This is a genomic window from Ruegeria sp. CDSA033 (genome assembly GCF_059612305.1).
Genome location: NZ_JBXWQI010000020.1, coordinates 18,048 through 34,548, shown reverse-complemented (window position 1 = coordinate 34,548; position 16,501 = coordinate 18,048). Strand labels below are relative to the sequence as shown.

Annotated in this window: 14 protein-coding genes and 1 tRNA gene; 4 read left to right on the top strand and 11 right to left on the bottom strand. The window is 57.8% G+C overall.

Annotated features, from left to right (window positions below; genetic code table 11):
- Window positions 1-66 precede the first annotated feature (66 nt).
- The gene (gene msrB, locus AC2FLA_RS19195; RefSeq protein WP_058279328.1) at window positions 67-516 is read left to right on the top strand and encodes a peptide-methionine (R)-S-oxide reductase MsrB; all 450 of its coding nucleotides are present in this window, start codon (window positions 67-69) and stop codon (window positions 514-516) included.
- Window positions 513-1,022 carry a peptide-methionine (S)-S-oxide reductase MsrA gene (gene msrA / locus AC2FLA_RS19190; protein ID WP_496724389.1) on the top strand — a complete coding sequence of 170 codons (510 nt, stop codon included), beginning with the start codon at window positions 513-515 and terminating at the stop codon, window positions 1,020-1,022. The genes msrB and msrA overlap by 4 nt, the downstream gene beginning before the upstream one ends.
- Window positions 1,023-1,057: 35 nt before the next feature.
- Here the strand turns inward: msrA and AC2FLA_RS19185 are convergent, their stop codons facing one another.
- The 8 genes from AC2FLA_RS19185 to AC2FLA_RS19150 all read right to left on the bottom strand — a co-directional run bounded on the left by AC2FLA_RS19185 (window position 1,058) and on the right by AC2FLA_RS19150 (window position 12,713).
- Window positions 1,058-1,225, bottom strand: coding sequence for a YegP family protein (locus AC2FLA_RS19185; protein WP_496724388.1), 168 nt, complete (start codon window positions 1,223-1,225; stop codon window positions 1,058-1,060).
- Between the two features lie 249 nt (window positions 1,226-1,474).
- The gene (locus tag AC2FLA_RS19180; RefSeq protein WP_496724386.1) at window positions 1,475-3,481 is read right to left on the bottom strand and encodes a hydantoinase/oxoprolinase N-terminal domain-containing protein; all 2,007 of its coding nucleotides are present in this window, start codon (window positions 3,479-3,481) and stop codon (window positions 1,475-1,477) included.
- A gap of 72 nt (window positions 3,482-3,553) precedes the next feature.
- Window positions 3,554-4,591 carry a tRNA epoxyqueuosine(34) reductase QueG gene (gene queG, locus AC2FLA_RS19175; protein ID WP_496724384.1) on the bottom strand — a complete coding sequence of 346 codons (1,038 nt, stop codon included), beginning with the start codon at window positions 4,589-4,591 and terminating at the stop codon, window positions 3,554-3,556.
- Between the two features lie 78 nt (window positions 4,592-4,669).
- On the bottom strand, window positions 4,670-5,335 hold the full coding sequence (gene fzlA, locus AC2FLA_RS19170) for an FtsZ-binding protein FzlA (protein WP_496724382.1): 666 nt from the start codon (window positions 5,333-5,335) through the stop codon (window positions 4,670-4,672).
- A gap of 58 nt (window positions 5,336-5,393) precedes the next feature.
- A complete protein-coding gene (gene mtgA, locus AC2FLA_RS19165; protein ID WP_496724380.1) occupies window positions 5,394-6,128 on the bottom strand; it encodes a monofunctional biosynthetic peptidoglycan transglycosylase in 735 nt (244 codons plus the stop codon).
- A 161-nt stretch (window positions 6,129-6,289) separates the two neighbouring features.
- A complete protein-coding gene (gltB, locus tag AC2FLA_RS19160; RefSeq protein WP_496724378.1) occupies window positions 6,290-10,822 on the bottom strand; it encodes a glutamate synthase large subunit in 4,533 nt (1,510 codons plus the stop codon).
- Complete coding sequence (locus AC2FLA_RS19155; protein ID WP_496724376.1) at window positions 10,819-11,253, bottom strand: GFA family protein; 435 nt, start codon at window positions 11,251-11,253, stop codon at window positions 10,819-10,821. Before AC2FLA_RS19155 ends, gltB begins: the two co-directional genes overlap by 4 nt.
- Window positions 11,254-11,279: 26 nt before the next feature.
- Window positions 11,280-12,713 carry an NAD(P)-dependent oxidoreductase gene (locus AC2FLA_RS19150; RefSeq protein ID WP_496724374.1) on the bottom strand — a complete coding sequence of 478 codons (1,434 nt, stop codon included), beginning with the start codon at window positions 12,711-12,713 and terminating at the stop codon, window positions 11,280-11,282.
- Between the two features lie 229 nt (window positions 12,714-12,942).
- Here AC2FLA_RS19150 and AC2FLA_RS19145 point away from each other — a divergent pair, with 229 nt between their 5' ends.
- A complete protein-coding gene (locus tag AC2FLA_RS19145; protein WP_496724434.1) occupies window positions 12,943-13,746 on the top strand; it encodes an undecaprenyl-diphosphate phosphatase in 804 nt (267 codons plus the stop codon).
- Here the strand turns inward: AC2FLA_RS19145 and AC2FLA_RS19140 are convergent, their stop codons facing one another.
- Window positions 13,747-14,730: a complex I NDUFA9 subunit family protein gene (locus AC2FLA_RS19140; protein WP_496724372.1), complete on the bottom strand. Its 984-nt coding sequence runs from the start codon at window positions 14,728-14,730 to the stop codon at window positions 13,747-13,749. It abuts the gene before it with no gap.
- 198 nt (window positions 14,731-14,928) lie between these two features.
- Here AC2FLA_RS19140 and AC2FLA_RS19135 point away from each other — a divergent pair.
- Window positions 14,929-15,015 (top strand) — tRNA-Leu (locus AC2FLA_RS19135).
- A 103-nt stretch (window positions 15,016-15,118) separates the two neighbouring features.
- Here the strand turns inward: AC2FLA_RS19135 and AC2FLA_RS19130 are convergent.
- Together AC2FLA_RS19130 and AC2FLA_RS19125 are read right to left on the bottom strand one after the other, a co-directional pair.
- Entirely contained in the window at window positions 15,119-15,571 is a 453-nt protein-coding gene (locus tag AC2FLA_RS19130) for an SRPBCC family protein (protein ID WP_109313033.1), read from the bottom strand.
- 106 nt (window positions 15,572-15,677) lie between these two features.
- Entirely contained in the window at window positions 15,678-16,490 is an 813-nt protein-coding gene (locus AC2FLA_RS19125; RefSeq protein ID WP_496724370.1) for an XdhC family protein, read from the bottom strand.
- Window positions 16,491-16,501 lie beyond the last annotated feature (11 nt).

Sequence of the window (16,501 nt, the reverse complement as noted above, 5' to 3'; positions counted from 1 at the left end):
ATGATTTTGATTTCCGCGCCACTGTGCCCAAATAGAAACCCAGATCGCATCAACACCGGAGAAGCCATGACCCGCTACACCAAAGACCCCGAGGCCATTGCCGCTCTCTCACCCGAAGAATACCACGTAACCCAACGCAGCGGCACCGAACGCCCTGGCACCGGAAAACTGCTGAATAACAAGGAACCAGGTATCTACGTCGATATCGTCTCGGGCGAACCGCTGTTTGCCTCAGCCCACAAATACGAATCCGGGTGCGGTTGGCCCAGCTTTACCAAACCCATCGTGCACGAGCATGTCGAAGAAATCGAAGATCGCACGCTTGGGATGATCCGGACCGAGGTCCGCTCGAAACATGGGGATAGTCATCTGGGGCATGTGTTTCCTGACGGTCCGCGCGAACACGGCGGGCTGCGTTACTGCATCAACTCTGCCTCATTGCGGTTCATTCATCGCGATGAGATGGAGGCCGAAGGGTATGGCGAATACCTGATCCATGTGGAGGACATCCAATGACCACTGAACGCGCTGTTCTTGCCGGAGGTTGCTTTTGGGGCATGCAGGACCTGATCCGCAAGCTACCCGGTGTGTCTGGCACCCGCGTCGGCTATACCGGCGGCGACGTACCCAACGCCACCTACCGCAACCACGGCACTCATGCCGAAGGGATCGAAATCATTTTCGACCCCTCGCGGATTACCTATCGCGACCTGCTCGAGTTCTTCTTTCAGATCCACGACCCGACAACTGTGAACCGTCAGGGCAATGACCGCGGGATGAGCTATCGCTCGGCCATTTACTATGTGAATGCCACCCAAAAACAGATGGCGGAAGACACGATTGCCGATGTGAATGCCAGCGGCATCTGGCCGGGCAAAGTCGTCACCGAGGTCGAACCCGTAGGCGATTTCTGGGAGGCCGAGCCCGAGCATCAAGATTATCTTGAGCGCATCCCCAACGGATATACCTGCCACTTCCCACGCCCCGATTGGGTTCTGCCCAAACGCGACGCAGCTGAGTAAAATGGCGGCGCGTGTCCGACGCGCCGCCAAACCTTTTACTCATAGACCGGTGCGCTGCCCGAACCCCTAACTAGTCTGATCCCATTTAGGGCGTCGGACTTGTTGCGATACCCTTCACCAGAATCCGCGATAGTAAGGTGGTTTGCAGCCTTGAGTGTCCAACGCCAATCGTTGGAAAGGTCTCGATATAGTTTAAAGTACATAACAGTACCTCCTAATTTGCGCGATTTCATGCCCGCACTTGATATAGAATACTGCTTTGCGCTTGACCGTTTACGCCAGACTATGTGAGTCTCGACGTGTGTTTGGAGACACAGCCCGTTGCTCAGCAGCGGTTTGCACCCGGGAATCCCCGGGTGCTTTTATTTTATCCACAAGCCAAACACTGAGTCGAATCCAAATTTAGAACATCCTACCATAACTTGTGGATAGGGCGCTTGTTTTTGCTATTTCTAGTAGCTTTTGGCCACCCTTGGGCGCCCGCTGGCTTCGACCGTGATCATCGCTTCGACAAACACGTCCTGCGCTTCGATGCGCGCGGTCCGGATGTCGCGATCGACAACCACCCGAATATCTGCCGCTCCGGCCTGTCGCACTGCGCCCTCGGCCTGATCCCTCAGAACCGTTTCCAGCAACGCCAAGGCCTTGTCGGATTCCGTGAAATCCTGCGGTCCTTCTTCCAGATGAACCCGGTAGCGCCCTTCGGACGGGGACGTCACCGTTCCCGATCTGCGCAGTGTAAGCCGGCCAACAACCGCCCCGATCGCGTTGGCCACGCCTGCGTGTTCCGGCAGGATCATCGCGCAATGCAAACGATCCCCGACAGCCGGGTAATAGCTTGAAGCCGAAGCGCCAAGACCTACCACATCCACGTTCAGAGATGCGTCCAGCGCCAGCAAACCGCGATGCCGCGCCAGCCCTTTCTGCATCAGGACATGCCGAGCCAGGTCAAAAGGCGGTAGACCAAATCCTTCGGTTTCTTCCGCAAAAGCGGTCTCTAACAAGGTCAAAGATGTTTGTTCGGTCAGTTGATCCACGATCATCTGCGCCAACTGTTCCGGGGTGGCGGCCAATCTGTCGCCAGTCCCCACCCGCTTGCGCGCAACCAGCTCCAACGCCTTGTGGGCTGCGTCCGCATCCCAGGCATCCAATCGGTCCAAAACATGGCTGGCATCCGATGGCGTCACACCCGAAACCTGAACGACACCGCGATCCACCAGACGCGACAAAGCTCCGTTCTCCATACGGGTGCGCAGCAGCTCACTTAGGGGCATGACGTTCTCGCCCAGCCTCTCCAACAGCGACTCTTCGCGCGCACCCAACCCGTCGGCGTTGATGCCGGGAACACGGCGGGCGAACCGCGTGTCATGCTCACCCACAGTCGTCGCCCTTAGTTGGGTATCCAAAACGGCGTGAACGACCTCAGGTGCCTCGGCGGCAATCAGGGAAACCGGCAGCACCCGTCGCGGCCCCAAAAACACACCGCCACCCAGCCCTTCGGTGACCACATGCACCTGGCTGTCTCCACCCAGTCCGTGGGTGCGCATGGCAACCGCCTCAACCATCGTACGAAACCCGCCGACCTGCGCGCCCGCTGGGTCAATCGCCGGTTTGCCGTCCCGGATCAGCGCGACATCGGTGGTCGTACCACCAATATCTGACACCAGCGCGTTTTGAACCCCTGTCAGCCAGCTTGCACCGACGATTGAGGCCGCAGGACCACTAAGGATGGTTTCAATCGGCCGCTCACGCGCCTGTTCTGCGCTCATCAGCGCGCCGTCACCACGCACAACCATCATCGGCGCTTTAATACCCAGATCAATCAACTGATCCTGCGCCCGCCCGATCAGACGGTCGATCATCCCGATCAATCGCGCGTTCAGAACCGCAGTCACCGCCCGTTTCGGGCCGTTTAGCTTGGCCGAGAGTTGATGCGAGCACGTCACCGGAGCGCAGGTATTTTCAGAAATGATACGCGCGGCCTGCAACTCGTGCGCCGGGTTCCGTGTGGCAAATTGCGCCGCAACCGCAAAACCGGAAACGTCCTGATGCGAGGCCAAAAAGATTTCCAACGCATCAACGTCCAATGGTGCAGCCTCACCCCCGGCATGTGTATGCCCACCGCCGATCACAAGCGCCGGATCGCCCTTCAACGCAGCCCGCAGCCCATGTTTCTCAAGATCTGCTTCCTTGAACCCGATGTAAATCAGTGCGACTCGACCACCCTGCCCTTCGACCAAGGCATTCGTCGCCAACGTCGTCGACAAAGACGCCATTGAGATCTGCTCCGGCGACGCCTGTGCTTGATCCAACACTGCCGAAATCGCCTGTCCAACCCCAATGGCCAGATCAGCGCGCGTTGTCAGGGATTTGGCCGAGGCGATCACCTCTTTTTCATCCCGGATCAGCACTGCGTCCGTATAGGTTCCACCCGTATCCACCCCCAAAGCCAACGCCATCGGGATCTCCTTCCTGTTCGCTGCCGATGGGTGTAGCGGTTTGGACCGACACGTCCAGCCTGTTTGCGTCACTTACGATAATCGTTTCACCGCCCAGCGCGCGGCGTCCGCCACCGTTGGGTCAGGATCATCGGCAAGCGACTGCGCGACATGCATCAAATCCGACCGCTCCGAGTTGCCAATCGCGTAAAGCACATTGCGCACAAACCGATCCCGCCCGATCCGCTTTATGGGCGAGCCCGAGAATTTCGCGCGAAACGCCGCATCATCCAACAGGGCAAGCTCGGACAGCGGTGGCGCTTTCAGATCATCACGTGCGGCATACCGCACATCGCTCGCTGCGATGGCGAATTTGTTCCACGGGCACGCTGCCAAACAATCGTCGCATCCATAAATCCGGTTTCCCAGCTTTTGGCGCAGCTCTTCGTCGACCGGCCCTTTATATTCGATCGTCAGATACGAAATGCAACGCCGCGCATCCAACTGATACGGGGCGGGAAACGCCTCCGTCGGACAGGCGCTCAAACAAGCTCGACAATTACCGCAATGGTCAGTTTCAGCCATGTCTGCAGGCAGGTCCAACGTCGTAAAAACAGAGCCTATAAAGGCCCAATTTCCCCAGTCGCGGCTTACGAGATTGGTGTGTTTTCCCTGCCAGCCCAGCCCTGCCGCATGGCCCAAAGCCTTCTCCGGCACAGGCGCGGTATCAACAAAGACTTTTACCTCTCCACCAGCTTCCGCAATCAGCCAGCGCGCCAACCGCTTCAGCCGCTTCTTGACCAGATCGTGGTAATCCTTGTTCTGCGCATAAACAGAAATCGCCGCCTTGTCCGGATGCTTCAGCACTTCGGTCGGATCATGGTCAGGCGTATAGCTTTCGGCCAGCATGATGACCGACCGCGCCTCGGGCCACAATTCAGCCGGATCGCCACGCCAATGGGTCCGTTCGTCCATCCACCCCATCTGCCCGTGGTACCCGGCATCCAGAAAGGCCTTCAGACGCGTCGGCACCTCGGGCACGTCCCAAGGCCGGCAAATGCGACAGGATACAAACCCCTCGCTCAGCGCCTGCGCCACAAGCTTTTCTTTTAAACCTGATCCGCTCTTCATCTGGCTGCAAATATCCTCGGGGGTGAATTGGCCCAACGGGCCAAGAGGGGGCAGACGGCCCCCTGAACCCTGACCCTATCAGAAATCCAGATCGGCGTAATGCGGCGGTGGCCGGAACCCAGGGACCTGATCCGCCAGAATCGAACGGAAAGCAGGCCGCGATTTAATCTTGGCGTACCAATCCTTGACCGCCTGAGATCGGTTCCAATCCACGTCTGAGATATAATCCAGCGCCGACAGGTGCGCAGCAGCGGCAAAATCGGCCAGTGTCATCTGATCCCCCGCCAGCCAGCGCCGATGATCCAGCAGCCATGCCATATAATCCAGATGATACTTGATCGCCTTCGCGCCTGCCTTGACGTTTTTGCTGTCGGGATAACCCTCGCCCGTCACCTTCTTGTTTACCCGCTCATACAGCAGTCTCGATGTGACCTCGTGATGGAACTTGTCATCAAACCAACCCACCAGACGCCGCACCTCGTAGCGTGCTTCGGGTTTTTTTGGCATCAGCGGCGGTTCCGGGCGGGTTTCTTCGATATACTCACAAATGGCGGCGCTCTCCGCCAAGACCTGCCCATCAAGACGCAATACCGGTACTTTTCCGGCAGGGTTGCGGCGCAGGAAATCTGGGTCTTGTTCCCAGTATCGTTCCTCGACCAGCTCAACTTCGATCTTCTTTTCCGCAAGCGACAGGCGCACCTTGCGGCAATACGGGGAAAGGGGAACATGAAACAGACGCGCCATAATCTTCCAATCGAACCAGTGAATACCCCCCAGCTTTAGCCTTGAGAGGCATAGGGTTTCAATCCTCGAAACAATCCGCGCGACCATCTGCGCGGATGGTGGCCGCCCCATCCAGTATGGATGCCGCCCGTCTGCGGGTCCGAACCGATGGGTCTGTAACGGATCTGTTGCGAGGGGACGGCAGGATCGCCGCAAGCCGTGCGGCCTGTACTGGGGACATCTTGGCCGCACTTGTTCCGTAATATCGCTGTGCCGCAGCTTCGACCCCGAAAACCCCCTGACCGGTCTCGGCAACGTTCAGATAGACCTCCAGAATGCGCTGTTTGCTCCAGAAGATTTCGACGACGGGCGTAATCGACGTTTCAAACGCTTTTCGCACCCAACTACGCCCCTGCCACAGGAACACGTTCTTCACGACCTGCTGGGTAATGGTCGAGGCCCCCCGGCTGCCGCCATCTTCCAGCGCATCGCGAATTGCTTCAACGTCAAAGCCCCAATGCAGGCAGAAATTCGCGTCCTCGGCGGCAACCGCAGATCTGCCCATAACCGGGGCAATTTCCTCTATCGGCACCCAGTCACGCTCAACCTTTCCCAATCGTCGCCATTCGGACCAGATCGTATGAGTCACTGGCGGATTGACCACCGAGTACAGCAGAACCAACCCAACGATGAAGGCCACGACACCCAAAGCGGCGCGTGTGACCCAACGACGAATCCGCGGGATCAGTGGCTTTTTTGTTTTAGACGCCTTGCTTTTCTTTTTGCTCGACTTGCGCGCTGCTTTTCTTGCCATTGTGTTGCTATACGACGCTGTGGACGGGTTTGGAACGGTTTATGTTACGTGGCCTGAGCGTTGCGCGGCTAAGTAATCCGAGGCAAGTCCGGGACGTAAATTGAAAACCCCGCGTGTCCTTGGTGACACGCGGGGGTCTGATTTGGTCTAACTATTTCCGCTTACTCGGCGGGAACAGCAGTTGCCTCGGTTGTCAGAGGATGGCTGAGCTTGTTCAGCATCTCTTTGGGGCAAACCTGCAGGAAATTGGTCTTTTCGACCTCCCAATGCTGCAGAATGTCGGCGGCCTTGCGACTGTTGGTTTCAGCCTGATGTGTTTCGATCAGCGATTTCAACTGATCTTCCCAATGGTCGACGGTCACCGGACAGGTCACCAGCGTTTCCATGTTCATCAGCTGCTGGGCCTTGCCTTCGGGGTCGTACAGATAAGCCATACCGCCCGTCATACCTGCGCCAAAGTTGGCGCCAATGCCACCCAGGATCACCGCGATACCACCGGTCATGTATTCACAACCGTTCGAGCCACAGCCCTCGATCACCACAGTGGCGCCCGAGTTCCGTACCGCAAACCGCTCACCCGCGCGGCCAGCCGCAAATAGGTGACCATCGGTTGCCCCGTAAAGAACGGTGTTGCCGATAATGGTGTTCTCGTCCGCTTTCAGGGGGCTGACCTGCGGCGGACGCACGACGATTGTGCCCCCGGACAGGCCTTTACCGACATAGTCGTTGGCATCACCCGACACCTCAAGCTTTAGACCCGGGGCCGCGAAGGCCCCCAGCGACTGACCGGCCGAGCCCTGCAGTTTCACGTGCAAGTGGTCCGGCTGGAACGTGTTCCGCATCCCGAAATTCTGCACGATATGGCTGGACACTCGCGTGCCCACGGTCCGATGCGTGTTCTGAACCGCATAGGACAGCTGCATTTTCTCACCGTCTTTCAGGAACCGTGCAGCATCGCGCACAATCTCCGCATCAAGCGTATCGGGCACTGCATTGCGATCTCTGTCGCGGTTGTAGACGATGTTATGGGCACCATCGACGGTGATCAGCAGCGGGTTGAGGTCCAGATCATCCAGATGCGCTGAACCACGGCTGACCTGCGCCAGCAGATCTGCCCGTCCGATGATATCGTCAATCGACCGCGCACCGAGGCTGGCCAGCAGCTCGCGCACTTCCTGTGCGTAGAAGGTGATCAGGTTGACGACCTTATCGGCGTTGCCGGTGAATTTTGCCCGCAGGGATTCGTCCTGCGTACACACACCAACGGGGCAGGTGTTCGACTGACACTGACGCACCATGATACAGCCCATCGCGATCAGCGCTGCGGTGCCGATACCGTATTCCTCGGCCCCCATCATCGCAGCCATGACGATGTCACGACCGGTGCGCAAGCCACCATCGGTCCGCAGGGTCACACGGTCTCTCAGGTTGTTCATCGCCAGAACCTGATGCGCCTCGGTCAGGCCCATCTCCCACGGCAAACCGGCGTATTTGATGCTGGTCGCGGGCGAAGCCCCTGTGCCGCCATTGTGGCCCGATATCAGGATCACGTCCGCTTTGGCCTTGGCCACACCGGCGGCAATCGTGCCAACACCCGAAGACGCCACCAGTTTCACTGTGACCTTGCAGCGCGGATTGATCTGTTTCAGGTCATAGATCAGCTGCGCCAGATCCTCGATCGAGTAGATATCATGGTGCGGTGGTGGCGAGATCAGGGTCACGCCCTTGGTCGAATGACGCAGACGTGCAATCAGGTCGGTGACCTTCATGCCCGGCAGCTGACCGCCTTCACCGGGTTTTGCACCCTGGGCGACCTTAATCTCCAGCTCTTCACACTGGTTCAGGTATTCGGCGGTCACACCGAATCTGCCCGAAGCGACCTGTTTGATCTTGGCCGACGGGTTGTCACCGTTGGGCTCTGGCACGAAATGCGCCGGGTCTTCACCCCCTTCACCCGAGTCGGATTTCGCACCGATCCGGTTCATCGCAACGTTCAGCGTCTTGTGCGCCTCGGGCGACAGCGCGCCCAGCGACATGCCCGGCGTGACAAAGCGCTTGCGGATCGAAGTGATCGATTCCACTTCTTCAATCGGGATCGGCTTGCCCAGCGGTTTGAAATCCATCAGATCGCGCAGATGGATCGGCGGGTTCGACTGCATCTTGGCCGAGTATTGCTTCCACAGCTCATAGGACGCGCGGTTACAAGCCATTTGCATCATATGCATCGATGTCGCTTCCCACGCGTGGGTCTCACCCGATTTCCGTGCTTTGTAGAATCCACCGATGGGCAGCACGTCCAGACCATTGACCCATGCCTTGGCGTGGATCTCCTCGGCCTTGGTCTGAATACCGGTAACGCCGATACCGGAAATCCGGCTGGTCATTCCAGGGAAGTATTCGGCCACCATCGCACGGCTCAGGCCAACGGCCTCAAAGTTCAGGCCGCCGCGATAGGACGAGATTACCGAGATTCCCATCTTGGCCATGATCTTCAACAAGCCCTGATCAATCGCTTCGCGGAAGCGGGCGACATTTTCGGTCAGAGTCCCGTCCAGAAGGCCGCGATCAATACGGTCGGCCAGCGAATCCTCGGCCAGATAGGCGTTCACAACGGTCGCACCACAGCCAATCAAAACCGCAAAATAGTGCGGGTCGACACATTCCGCCGAGCGTACGTTCAACGAACAGAACGTCCGCAGGCCCTGACGGGTCAGGTGCGAGTGCACCGCGCTTGTGGCCAGGATCATGGGCATCGCCACACGACCTTCGCCCGAGTTCATGTCGGACAGAACCAGATGCCCAGCGCCAGACCGGACGGCCTCTTCTGCTTCGGCTCTAACACGGGCTAATGCGTCGCTTAGTGCGCTTTGGCCGGGCTCGAAGCTACAATCGATCTCGGCCAGCGGGGCATCAAAGCTTTCAACCAGCTTGTCCCATTGCGCGTTGCCGACAAAGGGGCTTTCCAGAACCACAATCTCGGTCTGGCTGCTGTCTTCATCCAGCACGTTCTTGAGGTTCGCAAACCGTGTTTTCAACGACATCACGCGGTACTCGCGCAAAGAATCGATCGGCGGGTTGGTCACCTGACTGAAATTCTGCCTGAAGAAATGGCTGAGCGGGCGGTATTGCTTGGACAGAACCGCCGAGGGCGTATCGTCACCCATCGAGGCCAGCGCCTCTTTGCCGTCTTCCGCCATCGGGGCGAGAATCTGTTCCAATTCTTCTACTGAATAACCCGCTGCAATCTGACGCTTGCGCAGTTCTTCACCCGAGAAAATCGGGGTTTCGGTCACGCCTGCCAGCGTGGCATCCAGATCGTGAATCTTGCCAACCCATTCGCCAAATGGCAGCGCACGGGCCAGTTTGTTCTTGATCTGCGTGTCGCGGAACAACTTACCCTTCTTCATATCGACGGCCAGCATCTGACCCGGGCCAAGGGCACCTTTTTCGGTCACAGTGGCCTCATCAATCGGCACCATCCCGGCCTCGGACCCTGCGATTACAAGACCATCGCCGGTTACGACATAGCGCATCGGGCGCAGCCCATTCCGGTCCAGTCCCGCACAGACCCAACGACCATCCGTCATCGCCAGTGCGGCAGGGCCATCCCACGGCTCCATCACCGAGTTGCAGTAGGAATACATATCGCGCCACGCCTGCGGCAGTTCGACTGCCTGTTTGGACCAGCTTTCCGGCACCAGCATGGTTTTCGCCATTGGGGCCGAACGACCCGCACGCACCAGAACCTCGAATACCGAGTCCAGAGCCGCCGAATCCGACGAACCACCTGCGATGATCGGCTTGATGTCCTCGGCATAGTCACCAAAGGTGCCGCTGGCCATGCGGATCTCATGGCTTTTCATCCAGTTGATGTTGCCCTTCAGCGTGTTGATCTCGCCGTTATGGGCCAGCATGCGGAAAGGCTGTGCCAGCCACCACTGCGGGAACGTATTGGTCGAATATCGCTGGTGGTAGATGGCAAAGGCACTTTCAAAGCGCTCGTCCATCAAATCGGGGTAGAACACCGCGACCTGCTCGGCCAGCATCATGCCCTTATAGATGATCGACCGGCAGCTGAGCGAGGCTAGATACAAATCTGAAATCCCGGCGGCCAGTGCCGCCTTTTCGATGCGGCGACGGATCACATAGAGCTCACGCTCAAACGTGTCTTCATCCACACCTTTTGAGTTCGAGATCAGGATCTGCTCGATCTCAGGGCGAGTGGCGTTGGCTTTTTCACCCAAGCAGGTCACATCGACCGGTACATGACGCCAACCATAAATGTAATAGCCCATGCGTAGAACTTCGGTTTCCACGATGGTCCGGCACTGCTCCTGCGCACCGAAATCGGTGCGCGGCAAAAAGACCTGACCAACCGCAATCAGTTGATCCAGTCGCGGCTCATGCCCGGTGCGGCGGATCTGGTCATAAAAAAACGGAACCGGGATCTGCACGTGGATACCCGCGCCATCACCCGTTTTGCCGTCTGCGTCCACCGCGCCGCGGTGCCAGATTGCCTTAAGCGCGTCGATCCCGGCATCCACCACCTTACGCGACGCTTTGCCGTCAATCGAAACCACAAGACCTACACCGCATGAAGAATGCTCTTCATCCTTGGAATAGAGACCATTTTCGGCCATCCATTTGCGCTTGGCTTCTTCGGCCCGCACCCAATCGGCATCATATTTGGTCATTGGCTGTCTCCTTCTTCCGGCAGGGCATACATGGCTTCGACCTCGGCTTTGGTCATCTGCCGGCGCTCTCCTGCGAACGCGTAGCCCTCGGGCTTTTTATCTATGTAAAGTTCAAGTTTCAGCGGGTTGCCGGTGTCGTCGAAAAGACCGGCAGCCATTTGGGTTTGTCCGTGCATCTCGCCCGGCAAAGTGATCCGGTACCACAGTGCCGAACCACAGTCCGAGCAAAATGCCCGTTCGGCCCAATCCGACGAGGTGTAGGTCCTGACCGGTCCCAAGGCGGCATAGCCGGGCTCGGCCGCGAAGGTTACCAGCATCGAACTGGTCCAGCGACGGCATTGATCACAATGGCAGGCACCCAGCGAATCCCGCGCCGGGGTTGCGGTCACCGTGACCGCGCCGCACATGCATTGACCTTGCAATTCGGGCATCAGACCCTCCTGTCGCTGGGCTAGGGTTATTCGGCTGCGATGGCAGCCTTGGCGTTGAAGCGATCAATAATCGCATCGGCGCAGTCGCGACCATCACGAATGGCCCAGACCACCAAAGATGCACCGCGCACGATGTCACCAATGGCATAGACGCCGTCCATCTCGGTCGCGCCAGTCTCAAACGCTGCTTTGACGGTGCCCCAACGGGTGACGGGCAGGTCGGGCTGGCCGAACAGGGTGGGCAGGTCTTCAGGCTCAAAGCCCAGCGCCTTAATCACCAGATCGGCATCTTCGACATAATCCGCGCCTTCGATCACTTCTGGCGCTTGACGGCCGGTCGCATCGGGTTGACCCAGACGCATCTTCTGCACCATCACGCCAGCAACGGTGTCGTCGCCGGTAAAGCCCTTGGGCGCGCTCAGCCATTCGAACACCACGCCTTCTTCCTCGGCGTTTTGGGTTTCGCGCTGCGAACCCGGCATGTTCGCACGGTCACGACGATAGAGGCATTTGACCGACGTGGCACCTTGCCGGATCGAGGTCCGCACACAATCCATCGCGGTATCACCGCCACCAATAACGACCACCTTCTTACCTTCGGCATTCAAGCGGCCACTGTCGAAGTCTTCGACGTCATCGCCAAAACTTTTGCGGTTCGACGCAGTCAGGAAGTCGATGGCTTTTTCAATGCCAGCCAGACCGCTGCCGGGCATGGACAGATCGCGCGATTTGTACACGCCTGTCGCAATGATCACCGCATCATGCTTAGTGCGTATTTCCTCGAATTTAGCGGCGTCCACATCGCAATTCAGCACGAACTCGACTCCACCATCGGCCAGCAGGTCATTGCGACGCTGCACGATGTCTTTTTCCAGCTTGAAACCCGGAATACCGTACATCAGCAGACCACCTGCGCGATCATAACGATCATAGACCGTGACCTGAATGCCCGCCCGGCGCAGCATGTCAGCTGCAGCCAGACCACCGGGGCCGCCACCGATGATGCCAACGCTTTCGCTGCGCTCGGCACCCGGAGCGGTGGGTTTCACCCAGCCTTTGTCCCACGCGGTGTCGGTGATGTATTTCTCAATCGTGCCAATGGTGACCGTGCCGTGGCCCGATTGCTCGATCACGCAGTTGCCCTCGCACAGGCGGTCCTGCGGGCAGATTCGGCCACAAATCTCGGGGAATGTGTTGGTGGCCTGACTGGTTTGATAAGCTTCTTCCAGACGACCTGTCGCGGTCAGGTGCAACCAGTCAGGGATATTGTTGTGCAGCGGGCAATGCGACTGACAATATGGAACGCCGCACTGACTGCATCGGCTGGCTTGTTCCTTGGCTTTTTCTGCTGCAAATTCGGCGTAGATTTCATCAAAATCTTCTCTGCGGTCATCGGCGGCACGCTTTTCGGGCATGACGCGGTCGATCTGCACAAATTTCAGCATCGGTTGCTTGGCCACGGGTCAAACTCCATGAATTGGCTTGGTCACGTCTCTTTAAGAGATGCAGGATCGGATGAAAAGTCAACTATACTGACCTAATTTCGAAAATTAGCGAGAAATTTGGTGGCGGTTTGAAATTTAACATGATTTTTAGTTCCGATTCGGACCTATATGCATGCTTTCCTTTTCCACAGCGCACTTATACCCATTGAGCAAACAAGGACGTGACCACAACACGGCGGGGCAGATGGGTCTTTTTCAATTGATTCTCGCGGCGATTATTCAGGGTATCACTGAGTTTTTGCCGATCTCTTCATCTGGTCATTTGATACTGCTGCCCAGCCTGACCGGGCTGGACGATCAAGGTCTGGCCATCGACGTGGCCGTGCATATGGGCACTTTGGGCGCTGTGATTCTGTATTTCTGGTCCGATGTGAAACAGGCCGTCTCCGGACTGCCGCGGGCGTTGATCGGACAGGTCGACACACCACAGGCGCAGCTGGCCATGGGTCTGATCATCTCCACGATTCCCACCGTGATTGTCGGGGCTATCCTGTTCAAAACCGGCCTGATCGAGGCGTTTCGGTCAATGGCGGTCATTGGCTGGACCATGCTGGTTTTTGGCCTCGTTCTGTATTGGGCCGATCAAAAAGGACCGCAGACCAAAGAGGCAAGCGAATGGGGTCTGCGCGATGCGTTGATCATGGGGCTGTGGCAGGTTCTCGCCCTGATACCCGGAACATCCCGATCAGGCATTACCATCACCGGCGCGCGCCAACTGGGCTATACGCGCGAGGATGGCGCGCGGATCGCGATGTTGATGTCGATTCCGACCATTCTTGCCTCAGGCGTTTTGTTGTCGGTCGATGTGATCCGCGCAGCAGACGCCCAATTGGCCCGAGACGGGGCAATCGCGGCATTTTTTGCCTTTATTTCAGCCCTGCTAGCCTTGGCCCTAATGATGCGCCTGCTGCGCAGTGTCAGCTTTACACCTTATGTCATCTACCGCGTGATCCTGGGCGCCATCCTGCTTGTAATCGCCTATAGCTGATCAGGTCCGCAGATTGTTGGCCGAGTTCTGGATGTCGTCGTACTGACCCGAAGGGCGGAACTTCCACAGGTAATCAGGCAGCACGGATTCCAGCGTCGCTGGCTCGATCCCAAGATCGGCAAATCCTTTGGCCCCGTCGGAAACAACATTGTCGCGGCGCAGGTTTTTCAACTGATCGCGCGTCAGGATGTGGTTCGGGAACAGTTGGAAGCTGACGAACTTCAAGATGTCCAACACGCCCGCCATTATGCGGGCCACAAAGAAGGGCATTCCGATGATCACTCGGCGTCGGTAAATTACATCAAGCATCTGCTGCATCAGCGCGCGGAAGGTTTTCACCTCGGGCCCTCCCAGCTCATACACACCGGCTTCAGCTTGGCCCAGGACGCCCTGAACAGCGGCCTTGGCCACATCATCCACATAGACCGGCTGGAATTTGGTTTCGGCTCCGACCAGCGGCAGGAATGGTCCCATCCGGGTCATCCCGGCAAAACGATTAAAGAACTGATCTTCGGTTCCGAAAATCACAGACGGCCGCAGAATAATTGCATCTGGCATATGGGTCAGCACACCGGCCTCACCATGCGCCTTGGTTCGCGAATATTCGCTGTCGGACTCGGCGTCCGCTCCGATGGCCGAGATATGAACCATTTGGGAAATGCCCTGTTCGGCTGCCAAACGCGCGATCCGCTCGGCCCCATCAGCCTGCACGGCGTCAAAGGCGTTCTTGCCCAGCTCGTTCAAAACACCGACGCAATTCACCACCGCGTCTGCCCCGTGCATCGCCGCCGCAACCGAGGCATCATCACGGATGTTGCACAAAATGGGTTCGACCTGGCCGACCACACCGTAGGGCCTGACAAACATCGCCTCATTCGGGCGCCGAACTGCCACCCGGACACGCCACCCTTCATTTGCCATGCGCCGCGTAATATACCGGCCGACAAATCCCGATCCGCCATAAATCGTGACCATTTTAGACATGAGAGGGCTCCTGCTTGTGGGTCCTCTTTCGATCTAGCGCTCTGAGGCTTGTCAAACAAGGCGCAATAACGCCGCGCGTCAGTGAAAAGACCAACCAATTCAAGCTGAATTTGAATGTGTGAAAAAAACTTTCAAAAATCTTCCCGAATCTGGTTGACCCTCCCTGCCAGTGGGCTTAAACGCCCCTCCACGACACCTGCCCAGGTGGCGGAATTGGTAGACGCGCTAGCTTCAGGTGCTAGTGTCCGTATGGACGTGGAGGTTCGAGTCCTCTCCTGGGCACCAAATCTCCTTGAAATCAAACCACTGATATTCTCTTACCGGAATTGAGTTTCCGTGGGATGTGATCTGACGCGGGCCGGTCCATTCACCGGCCCTGTCACGCGCCTTAAGTGACGGATTGTTCTGAAACAACTTCGCCAAACCGGGTAAAAAATTTGCCCGACAGCTTTTTCGCCGTACCAGCGATTAGGCGGCTGCCCAGTTGGGCGATTTTTCCACCAACCTCGACCTTGGCTGTATAAGCCAGAACGGTTTCGTCCCCATCTTCAGTCAGCGTCACGTCTGCACCACCCTTGGCAAATCCGGCGGCACCGCCCTTGCCCTCCCCGGTCAAGGAAAACCCGTCCGGTGCATTGGCAGTGTCCAGCGTCACAGCGCCCGCAAACCGGGCTTTGACGGGGCCGATTTTCAAGACCACCTTGGCTTCCAGATCTTCGGGTGAATTTTGGATCAGCTCTTCGCACCCTGGGATGCATTCCTGCAGGATTTCGGGATTATTCAGAGCCTTGTATACCACATCCCGCGGCGCAGAGATGCGGACTTCGTCACTCAGTTCCATTCAACTTTCCTTTGTTCAACAGCATCTTGGATAAACCAGAAGCGCGGTCTCTGTCGCCTCTTCCGGAGTTTGTTCGGGACGCGCGGGCCACAGGGACCTCAGGCGTTTAAGCACGTTTCTCATCATGGGACTCCGTTTTGGATTTGTCACTATTTCGCCAAAGCACAATTTCAGCCAGGATCGACACGGCGATCTCATGCGGGTCGATCGCGTGGATGTTCAGACCTGCCGGTGACTTCAGCCGCGCAGCTCGTATCGGGTCCAAACCTTGCGATATCAGCTTGGCCACCAGCGTTTCGGCCTTGCGATGGCTGGCCACCATCGACACCCGCTTGGCGTCCGTTTGCAGAGCGGCGGCTAGGGCGGCGGCATCGCCCTGTCCTTGCGAAGCCACGACAACGAAGTCCCGCGGCTCAACCCCTAGGTTTTGGACGGAATCCAGAGTGAACCGTTGAAAGTCACCTTCTGTCTCTGACGCGTCACTGAGACACACGCGAAACCCAGCCAGTGCCCCATGGGCGGCCAGTGCCACTGCAATCAGCGACTCGCCAAAAATCACCAATCGCGGTGCGTGCTGATACGGCTCGACAAGCAGATCGACAGTGCCGCCGGACGGGCAACCGCTTTTGAACGTCTGAATGCCATCAGGATCGGCCATGTTCACCACCTTTTCCGAAGGTTTGACCCGGATCATTTGCGGCGAACCACTGGCCAACGCCTGCTGGGCCGAGGATCGAACCGCACGTTGAACGCAGCCCCCGCCCAAATGGCCCAGGATCCGTCCATCTTTTGTAACCGCAGCCTTGCCCCCGGCTTTCGCCGAAGTTGCATCCGCAGTCCGCAACACCGTGGCCACGCAAAAGGCTTCATCAGTTTTACGCAGCTGCTCAATCGTGTCGAATATGTCGAAGCTTGCCATGTGGGCTCCTT